Source organism: Flavobacterium hibernum (assembly GCF_000832125.1).
GTDB classification, from domain to species: Bacteria; Bacteroidota; Bacteroidia; order Flavobacteriales; family Flavobacteriaceae; genus Flavobacterium; species Flavobacterium hibernum.
In genome coordinates this window covers 79059-103041 of the sequence record NZ_JPRK01000027.1, presented here as the reverse complement: position 1 = coordinate 103041, position 23983 = coordinate 79059, and the positions used below count along the sequence as shown (strand labels likewise).

Sequence of the window (23983 nt, the reverse complement as noted above, 5' to 3'; positions counted from 1 at the left end):
TTGAAAATGACTTCTTCGCAAATAAAACATTTCGACTACATTTTTACGGGAACAGGATTGGCGGCTTTAATGACGGCTTACAAGATGATTGTATCTGGAAAATTCTCTGACAAATCGATTTTACTTTTAGATCAGAATTTGAAGAAAACAAATGACAGAACCTGGTGTTTTTGGGATAAAGAAGACTCTATGTGGAGTTCGATTATATCTAAAAAATGGGATTCGGCTTTGTTTGCCAATGAAGAATTTAAACGCGATTTGGCGTTGAAGCCTTACTCATACAATAAAATCAACGGATTAGATTTTTATAATTTTGTTTTTGAAACAATTTCAAATCAGTCAAATATTACTTTTCTAAATGAAAAAGTAACAGATATTAATGAGCTCGAAACTCATGTTTTTGTTGGAACAGAAGAGAACAGATACACTTGTAATTATTTATTCAATAGTATTTATACAAAGGCTTTTGCCGAAAGTCAAACTAAATATCCTGTTTTGCAACAACACTTTATTGGTTGGTTTGTAAAAACAGGGTCAGAAGTTTTTAATCCGGAGCAAGCCACTTTTATGGATTTTTCTGTTGAACAAAAACGGAATACACGTTTTATGTATGTTTTGCCAAGTTCTAAAACGGAAGCTTTGGTAGAATATACTTTGTTTTCGGAAAAACTTCTTTCGAAAGAAGAATATGAAAATGAGATTAAAATCTATTTAGAAAAACTCGGAGTTAATCAATATGAAATCGTAGAAAAGGAGCAAGGTAGTATCCCGATGACTTGTTATCCTTTTTGGCAGAAAAACACAAAACGAGTATTAAATATTGGTACTGCCGGAGGATGGACAAAAGCAAGTACGGGGTATACTTTTAAAAACTCAGATAAAAATTCATCCAAATTAGTTGATTTTATCTACGATTTTGAAGTTTCGGGATCACTCATGATGAAAGCATTTTATAAAAAAAACAGATTTTGGTTTTACGATTTATTGCTTTTAGATATTCTATATCGTCATAATGAATTGGGAAGTTCAATATTTTCTTCTTTATTCAGGAAAGGAAATCCTGCTTTAATCTTTAAGTTTCTGGATGAAGAGACTAGTTTTTTAGAAGATGTTAAAGTTATTTTAAAGTGTCCAAAAATCCCATTTATTAAAGCGTTATTTAGAGTGATTTTTCTTTCAAATAAATCTGACCAAAACCACTAGCTTTTGAAAAATATTACTCTAGGAATTACTTTCTTTTTTACGCTTTTATCATTTGGACAAGTTTCTACAAATAAAGCACACGATGCAATTGTTGAAGAGTTTTTAACAAATTGTGCAGCAAAACATAATTATGTTTTTGAAATGACCGAATGGCAAAATTGCCTCGATCAAGGTCTTAAAAAAGATAGTACAGTTGCTTATTTATGGCAGCAGAAAGCAATGCCTTATTTTAAATGCAAAAAATACGAAGTAGGAATGTCATTTCTAGACAAAGCTGTTTTGTAAAATAAACAAGAATGGCTCTCTTATAGAGGTTTTATGAAATGTATTTTCTCAAAAAATTATAAAGACGCTATCATAGATTTGGAGGAATGCATTAGACTTTATGGAAACGGATACAGAATGGATCATACTTATAGTTTTTATATAGGACTTTGTTACCTGCAATTGAATGAATACGCGAAAGCAGAGAAAGTTCTAGATGATTATGTAAACGATATCTATAAAAACAGACAGCAATTAGAACATCCAACGGCTTATTTTTATCAGGGAATTGCTAAATACGAACTTAAAAAGTGGGACGAGGCTATTGCAATTTTTGATAAAGCTTTAAAAATATATCCAGAGTTTTCGGATGCAAAAGTTTATAAAGCGATTTGTTGGTTGAAACAAGGAAAACCAAAAGAAGAAGTTGTGGCTTTAATTGATAAAGCAAAAGAAGATGCCAAAAAAGGGTTTTCGATTAATGAAGACAATACCATTTATGAGACCTATCCGTATCAGATAAAATTAAATAAATAGAATTTTTTTAAAGTAAAATCAGCAATAGATTATTAATTTAAGTAGCTTAGTTCAGCATTAAAATGTCTTATTCTTTTGTTTTAATAATTTTTTGAGACAATTGGAAAGATGTCGCAACACCTAGATTTGTCTAGTATTATCGATTATTAACGATAAGCAATTAATTGGCAAATTTATGGGAATTACAAAACGTTTAAATTTTGATGAAGAAACTGAAATAATAGGCAGAATTTGCAAGGCTCTTGGGCATCCTACAAGAATACAAATTATGACACTTTTATGGAAGCGAGACAACAGAACATGTGGTGATATTGTCGAATTAATTCCCTTGGCACAATCGACAATATCCAAACATTTACTAGAATTAAAAAAAGCAAATCTGGTAAGTATAAAAAACGAGGGAAAAAAATCAATTTACTCTGTTGATCTTGACAACATAAAAATTCTTAAAAAATATTTGGGTAGTTATCTTTCGACGATCGATATTCTAGAACAAAATAAATCAACTGTTTTTGCAACTAAACATAAAATTAAAGGTAGAAAAAGCTATTTGAAACAATATAATTATGAGTTTTCTCATAAGAAAATAATAGAAGAGGTTTTTTAGAACAGACAAAACATTATTGCAATTTGATATTTGTTTTAAAATTTAATATTGAACTATAACAAAACTTTATACTTCAAATTAAGTTCTTGCAACTAAACTTTGTAACTTTGCAAATCAAAAGTAAAATTTAAAAATAAACAATATGTATCCAGAAGAAATGGTAAAACCAATGCAGGCTGAGCTTACAGCTGCAGGTTTTCAAGATTTACATAGTGCCGAAGCTGTAGATAATGCTATCAAAGCTGAAGGTACCACTCTAGTTGTTGTAAACTCTGTTTGTGGTTGTGCTGCAAGAAATGCACGTCCGGGAGCAAAAATGAGTTTAGAAGGAGCTAAAAAACCAGATCACTTAATTACAGTTTTTGCTGGTGTTGACAAAGAAGCTGTCGATGCTGCGAGACAACATATGTTTCCTTTTCCGCCATCATCGCCATCAATGGCTTTGTTCAAAAACGGAGAATTGGTTCACATGTTAGAGCGTCACCACATTGAGGGTCGCCCAGCTGAATTAATCGCTGAGAATTTGCAAGATGCATTTAATGAGTTTTGTTAATTCGTAAGGTTCAAAGAAACAAAGGTACAGAGGTACAAAGACTAAAAAAGCACTATAGAAATATAGTGCTTTTTGTTTTTTAGATATATTACGAATCCTTTGTACCTCTAAAGATTCCATCCTCCACCAAGAGCTTTGTATAATTGTACTGTTGAGCTTAATTGTCTTTCAGATAATTGAGAAAGGCTTAATTGCGCTTGAAATAAGTTGCTTTCGACATCTAAAACCTCGAGGTAAGAAACATAACCGCTGTCATATCTTTCATAAGACAATTTATAATTTATAAAAGCCGCTTGAACTTGTCTGTTGCGAGCTTCCCATTCTTCTTTGTAAGTTTTAATATCTTGAATTGATTGTTCTACTTCAATCACCGCAGAAATGTATGTTTTTTGATAAGAGAATTTGAGTTCTTCGGCCTGTTGTCTGTATATTTCGACTCTTCGTTTATTTCTTCCAAAGGCAAATATTGGACCTGCAATTCCCGCGGAGGCATTTTGAGCATAAGAACTTCCTAAAAACATATTACTTAAATCGGCACTAGCAAATCCTGCAATTGCTGCAAGATTTAGAGAAGGAAAACGCATGGCTTGAGCAGTTCCAATTCTTTCGTTAGAAGCTTTATACTTTAATTCTGCCGCTTTTACATCTGGTCTGTTTTCTAACAAAGATGATGGTATCGATAACGGTATCTCGCTTACAATTCTCAATTCTGTGTTAGATTTTCCTCGTGGTATTTCAGTCGGAAGCTGACCAGTAAGAAGAGAGATTATATTTTCCTGATTGGTAATTTGCCTTTTGATATTTGGAATCGTTGCCTGTGCAATAGCAACCTGCTGTTCAATTTGAACTTTATCAACTTCAGAGATATAACCACTTTGAAATCTTTTGTTTATAATGTCATAATATTTCTCTCTTGTAGAAAGCGTTTGTTTTGCAATTTCCAATTGATTATCAAAATTGCGCATCTGAAAATATGCTGTCGCAATACTGCTCACAATATCAGAAAGTACAACCTTACGGGCTTCTTCGGTAGCAAGAAGTTCAATTTGTACCGCATTATTTTCATGACGATATCGTCCCCAAAAATCGATTTCCCAAGACATGCTAGCTCCAACATTCGATGGTATTAGATTTTTTTCATTGCTGTTTATCGTTGCTGCATATTGAAAGGAAGGCAACAAGTTCGTTTTAGAGTATCCTAATTGCGCTCTAAGTTGATCAATTCTGGTTACCGCAATTTTTAAATCGTAATTGTTTTGAAGTCCCTTTGTAATGAGATCTTTTAAAACATCATCATTAAATAAATCAAACCATTTTAAATTGGTAACTGAAGCCAAACTGTCTAAATTTCGTTCGTTTTTATAAGAATCTGACTTGAGCTGTTCAGGTTTACTATACTTAGGCCCCACCATACAGCCCACTGGTAATAGTGAAAGTATAAATATAACTACGATTATTTTGTATTTCTTAATCATGGTCTGTAGTATTTGAGTCCATATTTTTTTCAGTTGGTACGATCTCATCATCTTTCTTTTTTCCGATGTTTTCAATCATAACAAATAAACCGGGTACAATTAATACACCTAAAACAGTGGCGATTAACATACCGCTAAACACAGCCATTCCCATTACAATACGCGCCTGAGAACCTGCACCAGTAGCAGTTAATAAAGGAACAACACCAAGGATAAAGGCAAAGGCGGTCATTAATATTGGTCGAAAACGAAGTTTGGCCGCCACCATCGCCGATTCGTAGAGTGGTTTTCCTTTTTCATATTCTTCTTTGGCAAACTCAACAATAAGAATGGCATTTTTAGCCACCAATCCAATTAGCAATACAAGGCCAATTTGCGCAAAAACGTTATTGACGTAAGCATCACTTCCTATTCTGGCTAAAAGGAGTCCTAATAATGCGCCAAAGACGGCAAATGGCGCACCAAGTAATACACTAAAGGGTAATTTCCAGCTTTCGTATTGTGCCGCAAGAATTAGGAATACAAACACCAATGCCATTATAAAAACGGATCCTCCACCGGGAGAATGTTTTTCTTGGTACGAAAGGTTGATGTAATCGTAGCCCATATCTGCTGGTAAAGTTTCCTTAGCAACTTCTTCTAACGCTTCGAGAGCCTGAGCACTACTGTAACCATCATTTGGACTTCCACCAATTTCGGCTGATCTAAAAAGATTTAACCGATTTGTAAAATCAGGTCCCATAACTTTTGTGGCCGTCACCAATGTAGATATTGGAAGCATGTCGCCATCGTTATTTTTAATGTAGATTAAATTTAGATCTTCAGGTTTTACTCTATTAACGGCTTCGCCTTGTATGAAAACCTTATATTGACGACCAAAACGGTTAAAGTCATTCACATAACTTCCTCCTAAAAAGGCGCCTAATGCTTCGGTAACTTTCGAGACGGGAACGCCTAGTTTCATTGCTTTGTCATTATCAATGTCAAGTTTAATTTGTGGTGAACCTGCATTAAAAGTGGTATAAATACGTTTTATTTCAGGTCGCTTTTGGGCGGCAGCTATAAAAGCCTGAGTTTGTTCCGCCAAATATTGCGGTGTGTTGCCACCTTTATCCTGTAGCATCAAACTAAAACCGGCAGATGCACCTAAACCTTGAATTGCCGGAGGCCCAAATCCAAAAACAGAAGCAGTAGTTATTTGAGTCGCAAATTTTTTGTTTATTCTGTCTACAAATTGTTTAGAGGTTTCGTCTCTTTCTTCCCAAGGTTTTAATGAGATAAAAACAAATGCACTATTAGGCTGATATGAATTGGTAAGCATACTAAAACCGTTTATTGTGGTATAAGACAATATGGATTTTTCTTCTTTCAAAAAGCTGTCAACTTTTCTTGATACTTCGTCCGTGCGCTGTAATGATGAGGCTGGCGGCAAAGACATATTTACTAAAACATAACCCTGATCTTCTTCGGGTATAAATCCTAAAGGAATTTTTTTGCCTAATAATACAACTGCCAATAGAATAACGGCTAGTAATACAACAATTCGCATTGATTTTTTTGCAAAGTAAGTAGCTCCTGATATGTATTTTCCGGTTACTTTTTCGAAAATTCTATTAAATCCGGCAAAAAATTTAGCTAACCAACCAGTTTGTTCCTCGATTGGTTTTGTAGGTTTTAACAACATGGCGCATAAAGCGGGACTTAAAGATAACGCGCTAAAAGCCGAGAATGCTACAGAGACCGCTATAGTTATGGCAAATTGTTGATAAAAACGTCCAGTAATTCCCGGAGTCATTGCAACAGGTACAAAAACAGCAATTAAAATTAAGGCAATTGCAATTACGGGACCAGATACTTCGCGCATTGCCTGAATCGTTGCTTCTCGTGGGGTTTTTCCTTTTTCGATATGATGAATTACAGCTTCTACAACAACAATTGCATCATCGACTACGATACCAATAGCGAGTACCAATCCTAAAAGAGAAAGCGTATTGATAGAAAATCCTAATAATGGGAAAACTGCAATTGTACCTATTAATGAAACAGGAACTGTAATTAATGGAATTAAAGTAGCACGCCAATTTTGAAGAAAAATAAATACTACCAGAATTACCAGAATAATAGCTTCAAAAAGAGTGTGAACAATATCGTCAACCCCCGCAGTAATGGCAAGAGTTGTATCTAGTGATTCTTGATATTCTATATCTTTTGGGAATTTTTGAGACAAGTCGCTCATCGCTTTTTTTGCCAATTTAGCCACTTCTAGAGCATTACTGCCGGGCATTTGGTAAACTGCCATTACTGCACTTGGCGAGCTGTTACGACGTGCAGACGAACTATAATTTTCAGTTCCTAATTCAATTCTGGAAATATCGCTTAGTAAAACCTGTGCACCATCTTTTTTACTTCGTACAACGATTTCTCCAAATTGTTTTTCAGTTACCAATCGATCTTGAAGCGTAACACCATAAGTAAACTCAGTGCCTGGTGGAGCTGGCTCGGCACCAAATTTTCCTCCGGGACTAATCATGTTTTGAGCATTCAAAGCGTTTTTTACATCATCGACTGTAACGCCAAGTTTGCTCATTACATCAGCCTTTAACCAAATACGCATCGAATAATCGCTTCCTCCAAAAAGCGAAACTTCTCCAACACCTTTTATACGAGCCAATTGATCTACTATATTAATACTGGCATAATTATTTAAAAATTTGGCATCGTATTTCGGATTGTTGGATGTAACTGTAAATAACATCATCGGGAATGAAAGGGACTTTTTTACTACCACACCTTGCTGCTTAACACTTGCAGGCATAAAAGGTGAAGATTGATTTTGTCTGTTTTGAGTAAGCATATTTGCATTATCCAAATTAGTTCCAACATCAAAAGTTACCTCAATAGTACAAGCCCCGTCAGAAGTATTGGTAGATTTCATGTACAACATGTTTTCCACACCATTCACTTTTTGTTCAATAGGTGTAGCAACAGCTTGTTCAACATTCAACGCATTGGCTCCAGTAAAACTTGTGTTGATTTTTACAACAGGCGGATTGATGTCTGGGTACTGCGAAATAGGCGTTTTTTGTAATGCCAGTAATCCAAGTATCACAATAATAATACTAATTACAATAGCAACGATTGGTCTTCGAACGAAAAATTCTCCCATAATACTATGTTGTATAAATTATTTAGTTGCTACAGTTTCAGTCTGACCTAATTGCCATTGGATTATTTTTGGCGTAATAACACTTCCATTCTTTAATAAAGATGTACCTCCCAGAGCAATCTTATCTCCGGCTTTTAAGCCATCTTCAATAATATATCCATCTTTTACAGATGGGCCTGGTTTTACGATTTGCATATTGACTTTGTTGTCTTTTCCAAGAACATACACTTGATAAATACCTTGTACTTCTATAACTGCTCGTTGCGGAATCACGATTGCATTTTTACGGACATCTGTAAGCAAACCAATTTTCACATATTGTCCCGGACGTAGCAATTTATCAGGATTTGCAAATGATGCTTCAAAAGTTATGGCACCCGTAGAAGGATCAATTTGTCTGTCGGCAAAACTAACTCTACCGGTTTCCGGATAAGTAGATCCATCTGATAGCTTTAAAGAAACAATTGCTCCAGAACCTTTTAAGGGGGAGTTGGGTTTATTAAATTCTCTAAAAAGACGTAGGAATTCTTGCTCACTCATTGTAAACCGAACTCTAACATCGCCTAGGTCAGAAATTGTAGTTAAAACAGATCCTGCTCCTGGTCTAACATAGTCGCCCACTCTTACTTTAGATATTCCGATTAAACCAGAAATTGGTGCTTGAATTCTACAATAACCCAATTCAATTTTGGCGTTTTCTAAAGAAGCGTGTGATGCTTTAATCTGAGCTTGAGAAGCATTATATGCAGATTTTGCCGAAATTAATTCTCTCTGGCTAACAGCATTTATTTTGGCTAATGGAGCAATCATGTCTAAATCGGCCTTGGTTTTTGCCAAACGAGCTTGAGATTCTGCCAATGTACCATCAGCTTCATCAACTTTTGCTTTATAAGGCAACGGATCAATGCTGTACAATAATTGTCCTTTCGTAACAAAACTACCCTCTTTAAAATTTAAACTTGTAATAATACCATCGACGCGTGGATTAATCTGAATATCCGACTGACCATAAGTTTGTCCAGTATATTCAGATTCTACTTTTACATCCTGATTTAAAACTGTAAGGATCGAAATTTCTAGAGGTTTTGGCGTTGGGGGAGTTTCTTTTTTACAAGCTGAAAGAAAGAAAAGTAAGAGAATTGCCGAAGTGTAAATTTTCTTCATTTTTAATTTATATTAAGATGCATTAATATTCAAATAATTAAAAACCAATTATGTACATAGCTAAGTTAACATTTTTTTAATAAGAAATGTCAAAAGTATGCTTCATTTTGCTGTGCTATAAAGTAAATGTATATGATTGATTATCAGTAATTGGATGTGATTATAGGTAAAAACTTACACTTTACGATTCGATTTTATTTAATCATAAAAAACATATAAAATGTTAATAGAATTTTTAATCTGAAAATAAACCTTATTTTTGCACCAGATTTTTTTTAAAATCAAAAATATTCTCAACTTAAATTAGTTTATAGCATGCAACTGTACAACACTTTAAGCGCAGAAGAAAGAGCCATCATGATCGATGATGCTGGTAAACAACGATTAACGTTGTCTTTCTATGCGTATGCCAAAATTCAAGATCCCAAAAAATTTCGTGATGATTTATTTGTAGCCTGGAATGCACTCGATGCATTAGGTCGAATCTATGTTGCCAACGAAGGTATTAATGCTCAAATGAGCATTCCTGAAGAAAACTTGGAGGCTTTTAGAACAACTCTTGAAGCATATGATTTTATGAAAGGCATTCGTTTGAATGAAGCCGTAGAACATGATGATCACTCCTTTTTAAAGTTAACAATCAAAGTGCGTCATAAAATTGTCGCTGATGGTTTAAACGACGAAACTTTTGATGTAACCGATATAGGCGTTCACTTGAAAGCCAAGGAATTCAATGAAATTTTAGAAGACCCAAATACAATTGTTGTCGATTTTAGAAATCACTACGAAAGTGAAGTAGGACATTTTAAAAATGCAATTACTCCAGATGTAGAAACTTTTAGAGAAAGTTTACCAATAATCAACGAACAACTTCAAAATCATAAAGAAGATAAAAATCTGGTAATGTATTGTACCGGAGGAATTCGTTGCGAAAAAGCAAGTGCCTATTTTAAACACCAAGGTTTTAAAAATGTTTTTCAATTAGAGGGCGGAATCATTAATTATGCCAAACAAATTGAAGCTGAAGGTATTGAAAGTAAATTCATTGGGAAAAACTTTGTATTTGATAATCGTCTAGGCGAAAGAATTACAGAAGATATTATTTCGCAATGTCATCAATGTGGTAAACCTTGTGATAATCATACCAATTGCGAAAATGATGGATGTCATTTGTTGTTTATTCAATGCGATGAATGTAAAGCAGCGATGGAAAACTGCTGTTCTACAGAATGTCTTGAAGTTATTCACATGCCTTTAGTGGATCAAGTTCGTTTGAGAACCGGAAAACAAGTTGGAAATAAAGTTTTCAGAAAAGGGAAATCAGACAGTTTGAAATTTAAACATTCTGGTGAACTGCCAAATGCTGCTTTGGGTACAGCCGAAAAGCCAGCAGATATTCGACAAAAAATAAAGGTGAAAAAAGCATTACTTGGAAAAGCAGAGCATTATTATGTAAAAGCACAAGTTGGACAATTTACTGTAGAAAATCAAGAAGTTAATGTTGGAGATAAAATCTTAATTTCAGGACCAACAACAGGTGAGCAAGAATTAGTTTTAGATAAAATGATTGTAGATGGAGTAGAAACTGCAACTGCAAAAATTGGAGATAAAGTTACTTTTGAAGTTCCTTTCAGAATTAGATTATCAGATAAAATCTATAAGATTTTAGAATAGATTTACTTTTAATAATTTAAAAAAGCAGATTTTGTGTAAAACAAAATCTGCTTTTTTTGTTAAACCTTGCTTTACTACTTCAGAATTTAAGAATTGATAGCATCTAAATGTTTTTATTGCTATTGATCTAAAACTTGAAATTCATCAAAATCTTCAATTTCAGATAATTTAGTGAGTTTGTTTTTGCTTACTTTTGCCACAATTTTCTTAAATACTTCCTCGCCGCTATCTGCGTTTTCGTTAGTATTCTCATTGGTTATTCTTTTTCCTGTTAAAAAATTGATACTCGTTTCGCTATTAATTACTGGTCCGCTATTACTACTGGAGTCATAACCTATAAGTTCCAAATCTGAATTTTGATATCTAAATGTATATTCCCAATATCCATATCTTCCGTGGCTATAGTTAATGAATAATTTTCCTTTAGATATTTCAAAAGATAATTCCGGGGCAAAATAAACGCCGCCATCTTCGTTTTCAGACGAAAAACAGTTGTAATTTATAACAACCAATTCATAAGCGTCATTTTTCTTTAAGAGAACAATAATACCTCGGCGGTTGCGGTCTAATTCGCCTCGGGATTCATCATTTATGAATTGACTTTTATCTGTTGCTTTAATGATAAATACACAATCTTCTTGACCATCTTTATTCAAATCCCCATAAATAGTGTCGAAAATTACGTAACCTTTTGGGACAAAATCTTTAATTTTTTTTCTTCTTGCATTTATTGAAAAAGCATCTTCTTGTTCATCTTTTACAATTGCTGTAATCTCTTTTACCGAAGCTGGTTCTTTTTGTCCTTTTGTTTTACTGCAACTGACAGATCCGATTAGTAATAATAGTGCTGCCGGATAAATCAAATATTTATTCATGGTTTAATTTTTACTTTAGATTTTAATTTCCATTTGCCATTTTTGCCCACATAATTATAGTCAACTATATTGTTTGTAGTTCGATCCTGAAAATGCTTTTGCAACGGAATTATAGTAAAATCGTCCTTTAGTTTATAACTACTTTCTCCTGAAGTTCCAAAAGCACTTCCGTAAAATTCAGTACTTATAATTTTAGTTTCGTTATGATATTGAGGATAATCCCAAATATCTGTTTGATCAGCGGTATTATATAATCTAACCAGTTTTTGTTGTCTTTGGTCATTCATAAACAAAATTGTCCATCGATTCCCATTTATATTAGAATTGATCCAACATAAAAGATCTTCGTTTCCATCGTGATTGAAATCTATTATTTTGAAATTTGAAATAAGAAGTTCTCCGTCAAAATGCCATAGATATGGCTGATAAATCATGTTTTCCTGAAATTCATATTTGTTATTTTTGAATTGAAATAGGGATGCGATGGAATCATTCTGTAAACAGAAAGAATATTTTAGCATAACTTTTCCCTTCAATTCAAATTTGCATTCGGGTTTTTCATTTGCAAAATTAATATCCTCTATGCTTTCAGAGCTGGGAGGAAAATTGACATTAAAAGCCAGTGTCCAATTAGAATTAGGTTTTGTTTGAGAGAAAGCCATATTGATATTAAACAGTAAGAGCAAAAAAGAATATTTTTTTATGAGAATATTCATATTTTTTTAAATTTAAAAAAAATGCTTTTTGTGATTTTTTCATAAAATACAAATCCCACAAGTAGTTCTTGTGGGATAGTAAGATAATAAAAATTTTAAAATATGTATTGTGTTGCGCTTTTACCACCAACCCGCTACAATGTAGTTTACAGAAGTTGATTTAGCATAGGCAAGAGCAATATCTCTTTCTGCTTTTAAAGCAGCTTTGTCTGCTGTAACTTCATCTTGATACACTTTCATCCTAAATGCCCACTCTTTGTTACCGTCAGCTAAAATTTTAGCTCCAATTTTATCTGTAAATGCTTTTGCTTCGTTATAACAGGTAGCATTTGGGCTAATCTCTGTTAGATATTCTCCAGCAGCATAAGCTCCCGATTCATCTTGGCTCGTGTTCCAAATGTTTTTTGCGGCAGCCAACTTCACTTTGCAGTCATTGTCTATATATTGCTTGTAAATTACTTTCGAAACAGGTATACTCTTATCGTAGCACGCTTTACAAGCATCTGGAATGGTTGCTAATTTAAATAGTGCAGCATCATATTGACCCTGTCCGGCCATTGCTTTTGCGTCTTTTATAATAAAATCGCATTTGCGATTGTAGTAATCTACAATTTTGATTTTGGCTTTGGCAATAAAATCCTGATACTTAGGGTCATCTACTTTTAAATTTTTCAAAGCTGACATATATGCTTTTGTTTCATTTTCTCCAACACCTTTAAGAGTAACACTACAACTTGAAAACTTAATGCCTTCCATACCGTCGCCAATATAAAGATTTACGCCCAAAGTGTAGGCTTGCATTGGTGGTGCTGTTGGCGTAATGTCTTTTGTTAAAACAACAACGTTGGCAGTGATAATAAATCTTGAATTTTCTGAACTAACACCCAAACCACTTGATGTAACGATTTGAGAAAGTTTGCTTTCAAGATTATTTCTTGCACTATCAGTCAGTCCTTCAACTTGATCAGGTACATATACAGTAATGTCTATTTGTGAACTGGCATCATAAACGCCAGCATTTTGGGCTTTTGCTCCAATGAATAGAAACATCAACACTAATGAAATTATATTTTTCATCTCTTTTTAGCTATTAAATTATTTTTCTCCAACTACAATAGAGGCTTGTCCAAGCCCTTTTGTCATTAATTTAGAATCTATTTTATAAGTGTCTTTCAAATATTTTTGAAGTCCTTTTGCCCATCCTTTTGCGTCAATTGCTTTTCCAGATCCATCATAAAGAGGGATTCTTACTTGTTCAAAAAGCATCATATTTTCAGTGGTATCTGTTGCGCTGTAGCGCCCTTTTACGGTATTGTTTTTTACCCAATTGTCTATTTGATTTCCCAATTCATCTCCACCATATTCAGTTTCAAAATCTCCTTTAAAGGAATCCCATTTTTTCAATCTTAAAGTGATTTCTCTCCCGTTAGCAAACATATCATCAAAGTGACTCATTAATTGTGTATTGAAATTGTCCATATGCGATAGAACTGCTGTTTCTAACATTACAGGTAAATTAGATCCAATAAGTTCGCTTCCTGTTCCAGATGCTCCGGCAATTTGTTTGTCGGTGTAGGCATCCAGGCCTTGCAAATTGAAGGTTACAGAATGTTTTGGTCCCATTGTATTAACATTCCAGGTTATCTGTATAATAATGTCGGCCTTTGCTGTTTTCTTTAATTTGTCGATTGGGCTTTCAACAACTGATGCACCACTAGTTTTACTGCTAAGCATGGCATCTTCTGCAGATTCACTTTCTAAGGATTTTAATGCAGATTCAAGATTTTTTAAAGGAAATCCTCTTGTGGCCATCAATTCATTTATTTTACTAATGGCAATTAAAAGATTTGAGTTTTCCTGTAGCGCCGTTTTATAATCGGGCACTTTTACAATTGATCCCTGATTATAAAATTCAAGCATATAACCACGCTGATTGCACCAAACATCGCTTGGAACCACCATTATTGTTGGTTTTTTTGCCTGTGCATTTGTCTCTGAAATACTTAAAAAGAGAGTAAGAATTAAAAGTATCTTTTTCATTTATTTTATTGTTTTTAAAATTTAAGGTAGAGTTTGTTATTTTTTTAAAGTTTTGATGTAAAATTTCAACTTTAAAATCCGCTTGTAAGCGATTTAATAACACCTGAGTTTTCAAGGTCTTTTCGTAATTCTGCAACATTTACAGATACGATTACTCCAATTTTGTATTCTTTACCAATTTTCATGCGATCTTCTGCTGCAACAGCGCCGTCGTTTGATAAAGAAACAAACTTCATGTATTTTCCTCCATCTGTAAAAAAGCTTTTAAAGAAATCTGCTTTTTCTTCTTCTAAATTGGAATTGTTAGTAAGGGGGCTTTGACCTGGAACACCAGCCTTGCCAGGGAAACCTTTAAATATAATACCATGAATTGCATTCTTTTTGGATTGTTCTGCGGCAATTTCTGGTTTTTTAGAATACGACCAAACTTTTATCAAATAGGTTCCTTGTGTTCCGGTTTGAACGGCTTCTATTTCGTATCTCCATGCCTCTGTGTCTTTATTAGCTTTTCGTTGCTGAGCGATTCCAAAGGTGGAGATCAACACTAAAAAAAATAGTGTAAGAGTATGTTTAAGATTTTTCATTTGTAATTTTTGAATTTTGAGGTTGAATTTTATTAATTAATCTGTCTAATCAACATGCCTGGATAATATTTGCCTCCACCTTCAAAAGTGGTTGCTTCCAGTGCTGAATTAATTTCGTTTCCATCATCGTCCAAAAGCGGAAGACCACCAGTGTAACGATTGTCCCAAATTCTATTTTTGCTAACTTTTATAGTTCCTTTTCTTTTGTATTCAATAATTCCAGTTTTAGGATCCATATTAGCTTCCAATACTTCAAATTTATCTCCCGCTTCAATTCCCTCTTTCAAGCCAATTTTTGCTGTTATAGGATTCCCTGTAAATAAGGGTACTTTAGTTTTGAATACATCATATTTTTTTTGAAGTTTTGAATACACCTTATCTACATTTCGTGTTACAGCAAGATTGATGATTTGATTCTCGGTTCTTTTTCCATTCAATGAAAAAGTTACAAGACTTGTAGAGTTTTCTGAACCAATAAGTTCCAATTGAAACAAGTCGGATTTATCAAATTTTGCTTTTTTTTCTGCCAGATTTCCAGATGTTGAATTGTCTATCCAGTAATCCTGATAAAAAGTATTACTAGTATCATCATCCCATTTTAATTTGTATAAGTAAGAAGTTGTCCAGACAGAATATCCTTCCTTGGCTTTGTTATAAGCTTTCTCGGCAACATCTATCGCTTTGTTTCGAAGTAAAGAAATTGTTAGTTTGTTTGCTGCTACAATGGCTGCTTCATAAGTAACTCTTGCTACTGGTTCATTTTCTATGAATTTCATTTTTGAAACTACAACAAAGGTGTTGCCAATTAATTCTAAACCGGCAGATTGTAAAAGAGCTTTTCCTTCTGCTGAAGCTTCTGCGGTTTTAATATCTGTAAATGAGGCATTAATTAATCCTCTTTCGCTTACTAAGCTAATGTCAAAGGTTCCGTTAGATTTTCTATTGAACCATTTGGCAACCAATTTATTTGCAATTTTGTTATTTGTAAAATATTTATTGATTGCTGAAGTCATCTCTTCATCAGAAGACTCTTTAACTAAACCATATTTTTTGGGATCAAATGATTTCTCTCCAATGGTATGATCATCAAATTTGTCTGGAAAAGGGGCATTGTAATAGGCGCCGATAACCTGATCTTTTTTTGGAAAGTTTTCTGATTCTATTAAAATAGTGTGAAGTGAGCTTCTTCGGTATTTGGTGTCTTTGACTTCTTTACCTGCTTGGGCAAAACTAGTTGAACTTACAATTAGGCTCATTGCAAATAGTACATTCTTTAATCTCATAAAATTCTTCATTCTTTTGTGGATATTTCCGGGTGAATAGTTAGTACTTCTGACTTTATAAAATAATTTGTCAGAAAAGTATGTAAAAATATTCCAAAAAAGATAACTTGGAAGTCAGTAATAAGTCATAAAAACAATAGAATAAGGTTTTATTTTAAAAAATCAGTTTCAAAGGTTTCTGTATCATAAATAATTATTCTGGTCAGCAATTTTTGATAACCGCTACTTGTCGAATTAATTATCTGATGATAATAATTCAATGGTTTAAATTTTGAACCAGAATCACATTTAGAATAAATCCCAAAATTTTAAAATCGTTATTTGGAGTACAATAAAATTTTCTTTTTTGGTTATGTCAGTTAAATTTTAGAGGATAGGAGCAGGAGAAATAAGGAAGATTTACATATAATCAAAATCATTTTTAGCAAAAAAGAATAGTTTTTTAATTTAACAACCCTTTAGTTTTAATCGATAAAAAGCAAACTAAAAAAAATACTATCTTTACCGATCAAACGTTTATGAACTTAAGTTGCTTTTTTGCAACACTACATATATAATTATGGCATGTACAAGTTGTTCAACCTCAGATGGCGGCGCACCAAAGGGTTGTAAAAATAATGGGACTTGCGGCACCGATAGCTGCAATAAATTGACGGTTTTTGACTGGCTTTCGAACATGAGTCCGTCTAATGGAGAGGCAATTTTTGACTGTGTTGAGGTTCGTTTTAAAAATGGACGTAAGGAATTTTTTAGAAATTCAGAAAAATTAACTTTAAGTATTGGTGATATAGTAGCAACTGTTGCTTCGCCAGGACATGATATTGGAATTGTTACTTTGACAGGAGAATTGGTTAAAATTCAAATGAAGAAAAAAGGTGTTAATCACGAAAGTAATGAAATCCCAAAAATTTACAGAAAAGCATCTCAAAAAGATATCGATATTTGGTCTGTAGCACGTGATCGTGAAGAGCCAATGAAAGTTCGTGCACGAGAATTGGCGATTCAGCATAAGTTAGAAATGAAAATTTCAGATATTGAATTTCAAGGAGACGGATCAAAGGCTACATTTTACTACACAGCAAATGACAGAGTCGATTTTAGACTTTTAATTAAAGATTTTGCAAAAGAATTTAGTACCAGAGTCGAAATGAAACAAGTTGGTTTCCGTCAGGAAGCAGCGCGTTTGGGCGGAATAGGTTCTTGCGGAAGAGAACTTTGCTGTTCTACATGGCTAACAGATTTTAGAAGTGTAAATACTTCTGCGGCACGTTACCAACAGCTTTCGCTAAATCCGCAAAAATTAGCAGGACAATGTGGTAAATTAAAATGCTGTTTGAATTACGAGCTTGATACCTACATGGATGCGTTGAAAGACTTTCCGGATTACGATACAAAATTGGTAACCGAAAAAGGAGATGCAATTTGCCAAAAACAAGATATTTTTAAAGGATTAATGTGGTTTGCTTACACCAATAATTTTGCAAACTGGCATGTTTTGAAAATTGATCAGGTAAAAGAAATTATTGCCGAGAACAAATTAAAAAATAAAGTATCGTCATTAGAAGATTTTGCTATTGAAGTTACTTCAGAGCCTGAAAAGGATTTTAATAATGCAATGGGACAAGAGAGTTTAACTCGTTTTGATCAACCCAAAAGAAAGAAAAAACCAAATCGCAAACGCAAACCAAATGCAGAAGCAGCGATTGTGGCTACACCTGAAAAACCTCAAGCGCAAGGAAATCAAAAGCCTAATAAACCTGGTGGAGGAAATCCTAACAAGGGAAATAAGCCAAATAATAATAAGCCGAATCAATCGAATAAACCAAATAATTCGAATGACAATAAACCGGCTGAACCTAGAAAACCTATAATTATTACTAAAAATGAGAATAAAAAGTAGCGGGATTCTTCTTTTGGTAGCAATACTTCTTTTTTCGTGTGATAAAAAAAGAGTATTTGATGAGTATAAATCTGTTGGAAGCGCTTGGAACAAAGACAGTATTATTACTTTCGATTTACCAGTTTTAGATTCGACTAAAAAGTACAATTTATTTATAAATTTGAGGGACAATAACAATTATCCATTCAAAAATTTGTTTTTAATTGTAGCTATTGAAACGCCAAGTGGTTTCACCAAAGTAGATACTTTGGAGTATGAAATGGCAAAACCTGACGGAACTTTGTTAGGAAACGGTTTTTCAGATATTAAAGAAAGTAAACTGTATTATAAAGAAGATGTGAAGTTTAAAGGAAAATACAAAGTCCACATCAAACAAGCCGTTAGAGAGTCAGGTAAAATACCAGGCGTTCAGGCTTTAGAAGGTATTACAGACGTAGGTTTTAGAATAGAACAAAAAGATTAGAAAAATAGTTATGGCTGCTAAAAAAAACAATCAAACAAATACCACAAAAGATATCAATTACTATAAAAAGAAATTCTGGAGAATTTTTGCTTATAGTTTGTTAGGGATATTAGCCTTCTTTTTATTCGCCTCATGGGGATTATTCGGTTCAATGCCTTCTTTTGAAGATCTAGAAAATCCGGATTCTAACCTTGCGACAGAAATTATTTCGTCAGATGGAGTAGTAATTGGTAAATATTTTAAAACCAATAGATCACAACTTAAATATTCTGATTTACCAAAAAGTTTAGTAGAAGCTTTGGTTGCTACCGAAGATGCACGTTTTTACGATCACTCAGGTATCGACGGACGTGGAACTTTAAGAGCCGTTTTTAGTTTAGGAACAAATGGTGGAGCAAGTACATTAACACAACAATTAGCAAAACAATTATTTCACGGAGAAGGATCTAAGTTTCTTCCGTTTAGGATTGTGCAGAAAATAAAAGAATGGATTATTGCCATTCGCCTGGAAAGACAATATACCAAAAACGAAATTTTGGCGATGTATTGCAACGTTTACGATTTCGGAAATTATTCAGTAGGAGTAAGTTCTGCGGCTCAAACGTATTTTTCAAAAGATCCAAAAGATTTAACAATGGACGAATCGGCTATTTTAGTCGGAATGTTCAAAAACTCAGGTTTATACAATCCAGTTCGTAATCCTGAAGGAGTAAAAAACCGTCGTAATGTGGTGCTTTCTCAAATGGAAAAAGCAAAAATGATTACTGAGGCTGAGAAATTGAGATTGCAAGCTTTACCAATTACATTAAAATTCAAATTAGAAAGCCATCGCGAAGGAACAGCGACTTATTTTAGAGAGTATCTTCGTGATTACATGAAAAAATGGGTAGCTGAAAATAAAAAACCAGATGGTTCTGATTATGATATTTACAAAGATGGTTTAAAAATTTATACCACAATCGATTCAAGAATGCAGCTTCATGCAGAAGAAGCAGTTTCTGAACATATGAAAAATCTTCAGGAGCAGTTTTTTATCGAAATGAAAACCAATAAAAACGCACCATTCGTAAACATTACTCAAGCTGAAACAGAGCGAATCATGATGCAAGCGATGAAAAATTCGACTCGTTGGGCAATCATGAAAGATATGGATAAAAGCGAAGATGACATTATTGCTTCCTTTAAAGTAAAAACCAAAATGCGCATATTTACTTGGAAAGGTGAGCGCGATACCGTAATGACTCCAATGGATTCTATTCGTTATTTTAAACACTTTTTGCAATCTGGTTTAATGGCGATGGAGCCTCAAACCGGAAGCATTAAAGCATGGGTTGGTGGAATTAATTATAAATATTTCCAATACGATCACGTTGGGCAAGGAGCAAGACAAGTAGGTTCGACTTTTAAACCGTTCGTTTATGCAACTGCTATCGAACAATTAAATATGTCTCCTTGCGATTCGATTCTAGATGGTCCATTTATGATTCATAAAGGACGACACAATGTAACCGCAGATTGGGAACCAAGAAACTCTGATAACAGATACCGCGGAATGGTTACTTTGAAACAAGGTTTGGCAAATTCAATCAATACTATTTCGGCAAAATTAATTGATCGTGTTGGTCCGGAAGCAGTTGTAGAATTAACGCATAAGTTAGGAGTAAAAACAGAAATCCCGGCACAACCTTCTATCGCTCTTGGAGCCGTAGATATTACTGTTGAAGATATGGTTGCTGCTTATAGTACATTTGCGAATCAGGGAGTTTATGTAAAACCACAATTTTTAACACGTATTGAAAATAAAAGTGGAGAGGTTATTTATGAGCCAATTCCAGAATCTCACGATGTATTAAATAAAGATATTGCATTTGCAGTAATCAAATTATTAGAAGGAGTTACAGAAACTGGTTCTGGTGCGCGTTTACGTACCGAAGGAGGTGGAAGTGGAGACAACCGATGGACAGGATATCCGTATATGTTTAGAAATCCAATTGCTGGTAAAACAGGAACAACTCAAAATCAATCAGATGGTTGGTTTATGGGAATGGTTCCAAACTTAGTAACAGGTGTTTGGGTTGGTTGCGAAGACCGTTCAGCACGTTTCAAGAGTTTAACTTACGGACAAGGAGCTACTGCAGCATTACCAATTTGGGGTTATTTCATGAAACTTTGTTATGCAGATCCTGGACTTCAAGTTTCAAAATCTGAATTTGAAAGACCTGCAAATCTTTCTATAAAAGTAGATTGTTACAGCAGACCTGCCGTTGTAAAAGATACTACGCAAACAGAACAAAATACAGATGAATTTGAACTATAGTTTAAATTTGACTTTTTAATAAAATTATCCTTTTGTGATCTTCTGAAATTCGGAAGAAAACAAAAGGATTTTTTTTGGAATCATGTGATTTTATTTTTTACGAAATCGTTATAATTTCATCTAAAAATCTTATTTTTATCAAAAATATACAGTAATAAAGACAGTTTGTTATGATAACAAAAAAAGTAAATAACGTTCAGGATGCAATTGAAGGAATCCAAAGTAACATGACAATCATGTTTGGAGGTTTTGGATTATGCGGAATTCCTGAAAATACTATTGCAGCTTTAGTAAATACTCCTATTTCTGATTTGACATGTATTTCTAACAATGCAGGAGTCGACGATTTTGGTTTAGGATTGCTTTTGCAAAAGAAGCAAATCAAAAAAATGATTTCGTCTTATGTAGGCGAAAATGCAGAGTTTGAACGTCAGATGCTTTCGGGTGAATTAGATGTTGAGTTAACGCCACAAGGAACTTTAGCAGAACGTTGTCGTGCAGCTCAAGCTGGAATTCCTGCTTTCTTCACGCCAGCAGGCTACGGAACAGAAGTTGCCGAAGGTAAAGAAGTTCGCGAATTCAATGGGAAAATGCATATCATGGAGCAAGCTTTTAAAGCCGATTTTGCTATTGTAAAAGCATGGAAAGGTGACGAAGCCGGAAATCTTATTTTTAAGGGAACTGCCAGAAACTTTAATGCTTGTATGGCGGGTGCTGCAAAAATTACCATTGCCGAGGTTGAGGAACTTGTGCCTGTGGGAACTCTGGATCCAAATCAAATTCATATTCCGGGAATTATGGTACAACGTATCTTTCAAGGAGAAAAATTTGAAAAGAGAATCGAACAACGCACGGTGAGAGTTAAGAATTAGATAATTAGAAAATGTGATAATTAGATAATTAATTAGATTGCGCAAAGTGAAGCATTATCTAATTATCTAATTTCCAAATTGACACATTATAAATATGGCACTTAGTAAAGAAGATATAGCAAAGCGAATTGCGAAAGAAGTTAAAGACAGATATTTTGTGAATCTGGGCATTGGAATTCCAACCTTGGTTGCAAATTATGTTAGAGAAGATATTGCCGTTGAATTTCAAAGCGAAAATGGAGTTCTAGGTATGGGACCTTTTCCATTTGCCGGAGAAGAAGATGCAGATATTATCAATGCAGGTAAACAAACCATTACAACACTTCCAGGAGCTAGTTTCTTTGATTCGGCTTTTAGTTTTGGAATGATCCGAAGCCAAAAAGTAGATTTAACTATTTTGGGAGCGATGGAAGTTTCTGAAAACGGAGATATTGCCAATTGGAAAATTCCTGGTAAAATGGTAAAAGGAATGGGTGGTGCAATGGATTTAGTGGCTTCGGCCGAGAATATCATTGTAGCTATGATGCATGTCAATAAAGCCGGTGAGTCTAAAATCTTAAAAAAATGCTCTTTGCCATTAACGGGCGTAGGATGTGTTAAAAAGGTTGTAACTGAGCTTGCAGTTCTCGAAGTGACGGAAAAAGGTTTTAAGCTCTTAGAACGCGCGCCAGGCATTTCAGTTGAGCATATCATTGCTTCAACAGAAGCTGATCTGATCATTGAAGGCGAAATTCCAGAAATGGAGATTTAGTTTTAGGTTTAAAGGTTCATAAGCTCAAAGGCTCAAAGGTTCATAGGCTCAAAGGGACAAAGTTGTAAGCCTGAAGATGAATCTATATGTAAAAAGAAAAAACCGCCTTATGGCGGTTTTTTCTTTTTAAAAACTTTGTCCCTTTGAGCCTATGAGCCTTTGGAACTTAAAAAGTTAATCTAAACTAAATGAAGCTCCTAAACTAAAAGTCGTTTGATTGTTTAGATTATCATATAGTTCGTGATTGTTGCTATATTTTGCAATTGGAAATCCAATTTCTGTAAAAACTCCAAATCCATCAGTAAAAAAGTAACGACCACCAATATGTCCTCCAAAATTTCTTAAGCCTAAACTTAAACCAGGATAAATATCTAATTGATCAACACCTATAACACTGGATAAATTAGCATTAATTCTTGCTTTTGCATCAAAACGCTCGCTAAAATCGGGTGTCCTTTTACCACCTAGATTGTTGTCATCTACACCTAACAAATAGTTGGAAACAAAACCAAAAGAGAAATTTTCTCCTAAACCAAAATCTACAGAACCCTGAATTCCAGAACCTCCATTTTGTAAGTTAGCTCCAACATTCACTTTTATGTCTCCCTTTCCTTTAAAAGCCTGTTGTGCTTGTGTAAAACTGAATGATACTAAGAACAATAGTGTAATAATCTTTTTCATAAACTTAAAATATTATTTTTTTTAAAGTGTAAAAATAGCTTTTTATGAACTAATTCCTACCCTTTTCGTTAGAATACAATTCATTTAATGGGTCACTTTGCCAGAATTCTTTTGTCTCAATATCCATTATTGTCAAAGGCCCTCTAAAGGCAGCACCAGTATCTACATTCCAAACACAAGCTTTTTGTACCGGAACTGTTTTTCCAATTCGCGTAACAGGAGTATGACCAATAAAAATTTCTTTATACAAGGTGAAACGTTTTGGATAAAGCACATCATCTGGTGTTAAGTTTGGATCTAATGAAAGTGCAGTTTCCCAAAGTGTTCTGTCCCAGTAAAATAATTTAGGAAAATATTCATAAGTTACACCATTCAAATTGGTAAAGCCAGCGTGAACAAACAACCTATTTTTGTCATCGAGATAATAGTCTTCTAAAGACTCTAAAAAAGCTATATGAATTTGTTTTCTTTCTTCGGTTAACTTTTTATAAGCCATAACTGTTGCTTCACCGCCGTGTTTAAACCACAAAGTCTCATCAACCTCTTCTTTCTTGCCTTGAAACCAAGATAAAAGTAATTCGTCATGATTCCCTCGAATGCAAATACAATTTTGCTTGCTTTTTAAATCCATCAAATAATCAATTACTTGTGGAGATTGACTCCAGCCATCGACATAATCGCCTAAAAAGATAAGAGTATCTTGGGTAGTAACCTGAGCTTTTTTCATCACCTGTTCAAGAGCGAGTAGTCCGCCGTGTATGTCGCCTATAACAAATGTTCGCATTTTATTTTGTTTCGTGTAGAAATACAAAAATAAAGAAAATGATTTGTTTGTGATCATTAAGTTGATAATCTTTA

Annotated in this window: 22 protein-coding genes; 11 read left to right on the top strand and 11 right to left on the bottom strand. The window is 34.0% G+C overall.

The window, feature by feature from the left end; all coding sequences use genetic code 11:
• The first annotated feature begins 6 nt into the window (after positions 1-6).
• From IW18_RS22120 to IW18_RS22105, 5 genes are all read left to right on the top strand, one after another.
• Positions 7-1203 (top strand): lycopene cyclase family protein, encoded by a 1197-nt coding sequence (locus IW18_RS22120; protein WP_041520379.1) that lies wholly within the window; start codon positions 7-9, stop codon positions 1201-1203.
• Positions 1204-1206: 3 nt separating this feature from the next.
• Positions 1207-1488, top strand: coding sequence for a hypothetical protein (locus IW18_RS23390; RefSeq protein WP_240475593.1), 282 nt, complete (start codon positions 1207-1209; stop codon positions 1486-1488).
• Positions 1489-1521: 33 nt separating this feature from the next.
• Positions 1522-2004, top strand: a complete 483-nt coding sequence (locus IW18_RS23385) for a tetratricopeptide repeat protein (protein ID WP_240475592.1) — start codon at positions 1522-1524, stop codon at positions 2002-2004.
• 175 nt (positions 2005-2179) lie between these two features.
• A complete protein-coding gene (locus tag IW18_RS22110; protein ID WP_052480274.1) occupies positions 2180-2611 on the top strand; it encodes an ArsR/SmtB family transcription factor in 432 nt (143 codons plus the stop codon).
• A gap of 142 nt (positions 2612-2753) precedes the next feature.
• Positions 2754-3164 (top strand): BrxA/BrxB family bacilliredoxin, encoded by a 411-nt coding sequence (locus IW18_RS22105; protein ID WP_041520378.1) that lies wholly within the window; start codon positions 2754-2756, stop codon positions 3162-3164.
• 107 nt (positions 3165-3271) lie between these two features.
• On the opposite strand, the gene IW18_RS22100 is transcribed toward IW18_RS22105, so the two are convergent.
• Genes IW18_RS22100 through IW18_RS22090 form a run of 3 tightly spaced genes read right to left on the bottom strand, consistent with a single transcriptional unit; the run spans position 3272 to position 8969 of the window.
• Entirely contained in the window at positions 3272-4639 is a 1368-nt protein-coding gene (locus IW18_RS22100) for an efflux transporter outer membrane subunit (protein WP_041520377.1), read from the bottom strand.
• The gene (locus tag IW18_RS22095) at positions 4632-7805 is read right to left on the bottom strand and encodes an efflux RND transporter permease subunit (protein ID WP_041520376.1); all 3174 of its coding nucleotides are present in this window, start codon (positions 7803-7805) and stop codon (positions 4632-4634) included. The genes IW18_RS22100 and IW18_RS22095 overlap by 8 nt, the downstream gene beginning before the upstream one ends.
• A gap of 18 nt (positions 7806-7823) precedes the next feature.
• Positions 7824-8969, bottom strand: coding sequence for an efflux RND transporter periplasmic adaptor subunit (locus tag IW18_RS22090; RefSeq protein WP_041520375.1), 1146 nt, complete (start codon positions 8967-8969; stop codon positions 7824-7826).
• Between the two features lie 315 nt (positions 8970-9284).
• Here IW18_RS22090 and trhO point away from each other — a divergent pair, with 315 nt between their 5' ends.
• Positions 9285-10643 (top strand): oxygen-dependent tRNA uridine(34) hydroxylase TrhO, encoded by a 1359-nt coding sequence (trhO, locus tag IW18_RS22085; RefSeq protein WP_041520374.1) that lies wholly within the window; start codon positions 9285-9287, stop codon positions 10641-10643.
• A gap of 119 nt (positions 10644-10762) precedes the next feature.
• Here the strand turns inward: trhO and IW18_RS22080 are convergent, their stop codons facing one another.
• The 6 genes from IW18_RS22080 to IW18_RS22055 all read right to left on the bottom strand — a co-directional run bounded on the left by IW18_RS22080 (position 10763) and on the right by IW18_RS22055 (position 16153).
• Positions 10763-11518, bottom strand: coding sequence for a hypothetical protein (locus IW18_RS22080; RefSeq protein WP_240475591.1), 756 nt, complete (start codon positions 11516-11518; stop codon positions 10763-10765).
• On the bottom strand, positions 11515-12234 hold the full coding sequence (locus tag IW18_RS22075; RefSeq protein ID WP_123902544.1) for a hypothetical protein: 720 nt from the start codon (positions 12232-12234) through the stop codon (positions 11515-11517). The genes IW18_RS22080 and IW18_RS22075 overlap by 4 nt, the downstream gene beginning before the upstream one ends.
• 120 nt (positions 12235-12354) lie before the next feature.
• Complete coding sequence (locus tag IW18_RS22070; protein ID WP_041520372.1) at positions 12355-13311, bottom strand: hypothetical protein; 957 nt, start codon at positions 13309-13311, stop codon at positions 12355-12357.
• A gap of 18 nt (positions 13312-13329) precedes the next feature.
• A complete protein-coding gene (locus IW18_RS22065; protein ID WP_041520371.1) occupies positions 13330-14274 on the bottom strand; it encodes a DUF6175 family protein in 945 nt (314 codons plus the stop codon).
• A 71-nt stretch (positions 14275-14345) separates the two neighbouring features.
• Positions 14346-14858 (bottom strand): hypothetical protein, encoded by a 513-nt coding sequence (locus tag IW18_RS22060; RefSeq protein ID WP_041520370.1) that lies wholly within the window; start codon positions 14856-14858, stop codon positions 14346-14348.
• Positions 14859-14890: 32 nt separating this feature from the next.
• A complete protein-coding gene (locus IW18_RS22055; protein WP_123902542.1) occupies positions 14891-16153 on the bottom strand; it encodes a hypothetical protein in 1263 nt (420 codons plus the stop codon).
• Positions 16154-16700: 547 nt separating this feature from the next.
• On the opposite strand from IW18_RS22055, the gene IW18_RS22050 reads away from it, so the two are divergent.
• The 5 genes from IW18_RS22050 to IW18_RS22030 all read left to right on the top strand — a co-directional run bounded on the left by IW18_RS22050 (position 16701) and on the right by IW18_RS22030 (position 22444).
• Entirely contained in the window at positions 16701-18041 is a 1341-nt protein-coding gene (locus tag IW18_RS22050) for a PSP1 domain-containing protein (RefSeq protein WP_041520368.1), read from the top strand.
• A complete protein-coding gene (locus IW18_RS22045; protein ID WP_041520367.1) occupies positions 18025-18504 on the top strand; it encodes a gliding motility lipoprotein GldH in 480 nt (159 codons plus the stop codon). Before IW18_RS22050 ends, IW18_RS22045 begins: the two co-directional genes overlap by 17 nt.
• Before the next feature lie 10 nt (positions 18505-18514).
• Positions 18515-20821, top strand: coding sequence for a penicillin-binding protein 1A (locus tag IW18_RS22040; RefSeq protein ID WP_041520366.1), 2307 nt, complete (start codon positions 18515-18517; stop codon positions 20819-20821).
• Positions 20822-20991: 170 nt separating this feature from the next.
• Positions 20992-21693 carry a CoA transferase subunit A gene (locus IW18_RS22035; RefSeq protein WP_041520365.1) on the top strand — a complete coding sequence of 234 codons (702 nt, stop codon included), beginning with the start codon at positions 20992-20994 and terminating at the stop codon, positions 21691-21693.
• Positions 21694-21787: 94 nt separating this feature from the next.
• Complete coding sequence (locus IW18_RS22030; protein ID WP_041520364.1) at positions 21788-22444, top strand: 3-oxoacid CoA-transferase subunit B; 657 nt, start codon at positions 21788-21790, stop codon at positions 22442-22444.
• A gap of 174 nt (positions 22445-22618) precedes the next feature.
• On the opposite strand, the gene IW18_RS22025 is transcribed toward IW18_RS22030, so the two are convergent.
• Together IW18_RS22025 and IW18_RS22020 are read right to left on the bottom strand one after the other, a co-directional pair.
• Positions 22619-23125: a DUF6646 family protein gene (locus tag IW18_RS22025; RefSeq protein WP_041520363.1), complete on the bottom strand. Its 507-nt coding sequence runs from the start codon at positions 23123-23125 to the stop codon at positions 22619-22621.
• Positions 23126-23174: 49 nt separating this feature from the next.
• A complete protein-coding gene (locus tag IW18_RS22020; RefSeq protein ID WP_041520362.1) occupies positions 23175-23909 on the bottom strand; it encodes a metallophosphoesterase family protein in 735 nt (244 codons plus the stop codon).
• Between the last annotated feature and the right edge of the window lie 74 nt (positions 23910-23983).

Bases quoted from the DNA above. Each gene is read 5' to 3' on its own strand.
- IW18_RS22120 (WP_041520379.1), top strand. From the start codon at position 7: ATGACTTCTTCGCAAATAAAACATTTCGACTACATTTTTACGGGAACA.
- IW18_RS23385 (WP_240475592.1), top strand. From the start codon at position 1,522: ATGAAATGTATTTTCTCAAAAAATTATAAAGACGCTATCATAGATTTG.
- IW18_RS22110 (WP_052480274.1), top strand. From the start codon at position 2,180: ATGGGAATTACAAAACGTTTAAATTTTGATGAAGAAACTGAAATAATA.
- IW18_RS22105 (WP_041520378.1), top strand. From the start codon at position 2,754: ATGTATCCAGAAGAAATGGTAAAACCAATGCAGGCTGAGCTTACAGCT.
- IW18_RS22100 (WP_041520377.1), bottom strand. From the start codon at position 4,639: ATGATTAAGAAATACAAAATAATCGTAGTTATATTTATACTTTCACTA.
- IW18_RS22095 (WP_041520376.1), bottom strand. From the start codon at position 7,805: ATGGGAGAATTTTTCGTTCGAAGACCAATCGTTGCTATTGTAATTAGT.
- IW18_RS22090 (WP_041520375.1), bottom strand. From the start codon at position 8,969: ATGAAGAAAATTTACACTTCGGCAATTCTCTTACTTTTCTTTCTTTCA.
- trhO (WP_041520374.1), top strand. From the start codon at position 9,285: ATGCAACTGTACAACACTTTAAGCGCAGAAGAAAGAGCCATCATGATC.
- IW18_RS22080 (WP_240475591.1), bottom strand. From the start codon at position 11,518: ATGAATAAATATTTGATTTATCCGGCAGCACTATTATTACTAATCGGA.
- IW18_RS22075 (WP_123902544.1), bottom strand. From the start codon at position 12,234: ATGAATATTCTCATAAAAAAATATTCTTTTTTGCTCTTACTGTTTAAT.
- IW18_RS22070 (WP_041520372.1), bottom strand. From the start codon at position 13,311: ATGAAAAATATAATTTCATTAGTGTTGATGTTTCTATTCATTGGAGCA.
- IW18_RS22065 (WP_041520371.1), bottom strand. From the start codon at position 14,274: ATGAAAAAGATACTTTTAATTCTTACTCTCTTTTTAAGTATTTCAGAG.
- IW18_RS22060 (WP_041520370.1), bottom strand. From the start codon at position 14,858: ATGAAAAATCTTAAACATACTCTTACACTATTTTTTTTAGTGTTGATC.
- IW18_RS22055 (WP_123902542.1), bottom strand. From the start codon at position 16,153: ATGAAGAATTTTATGAGATTAAAGAATGTACTATTTGCAATGAGCCTA.
- IW18_RS22050 (WP_041520368.1), top strand. From the start codon at position 16,701: ATGGCATGTACAAGTTGTTCAACCTCAGATGGCGGCGCACCAAAGGGT.
- IW18_RS22045 (WP_041520367.1), top strand. From the start codon at position 18,025: ATGAGAATAAAAAGTAGCGGGATTCTTCTTTTGGTAGCAATACTTCTT.
- IW18_RS22040 (WP_041520366.1), top strand. From the start codon at position 18,515: ATGGCTGCTAAAAAAAACAATCAAACAAATACCACAAAAGATATCAAT.
- IW18_RS22035 (WP_041520365.1), top strand. From the start codon at position 20,992: ATGATAACAAAAAAAGTAAATAACGTTCAGGATGCAATTGAAGGAATC.
- IW18_RS22030 (WP_041520364.1), top strand. From the start codon at position 21,788: ATGGCACTTAGTAAAGAAGATATAGCAAAGCGAATTGCGAAAGAAGTT.
- IW18_RS22025 (WP_041520363.1), bottom strand. From the start codon at position 23,125: ATGAAAAAGATTATTACACTATTGTTCTTAGTATCATTCAGTTTTACA.
- IW18_RS22020 (WP_041520362.1), bottom strand. From the start codon at position 23,909: ATGCGAACATTTGTTATAGGCGACATACACGGCGGACTACTCGCTCTT.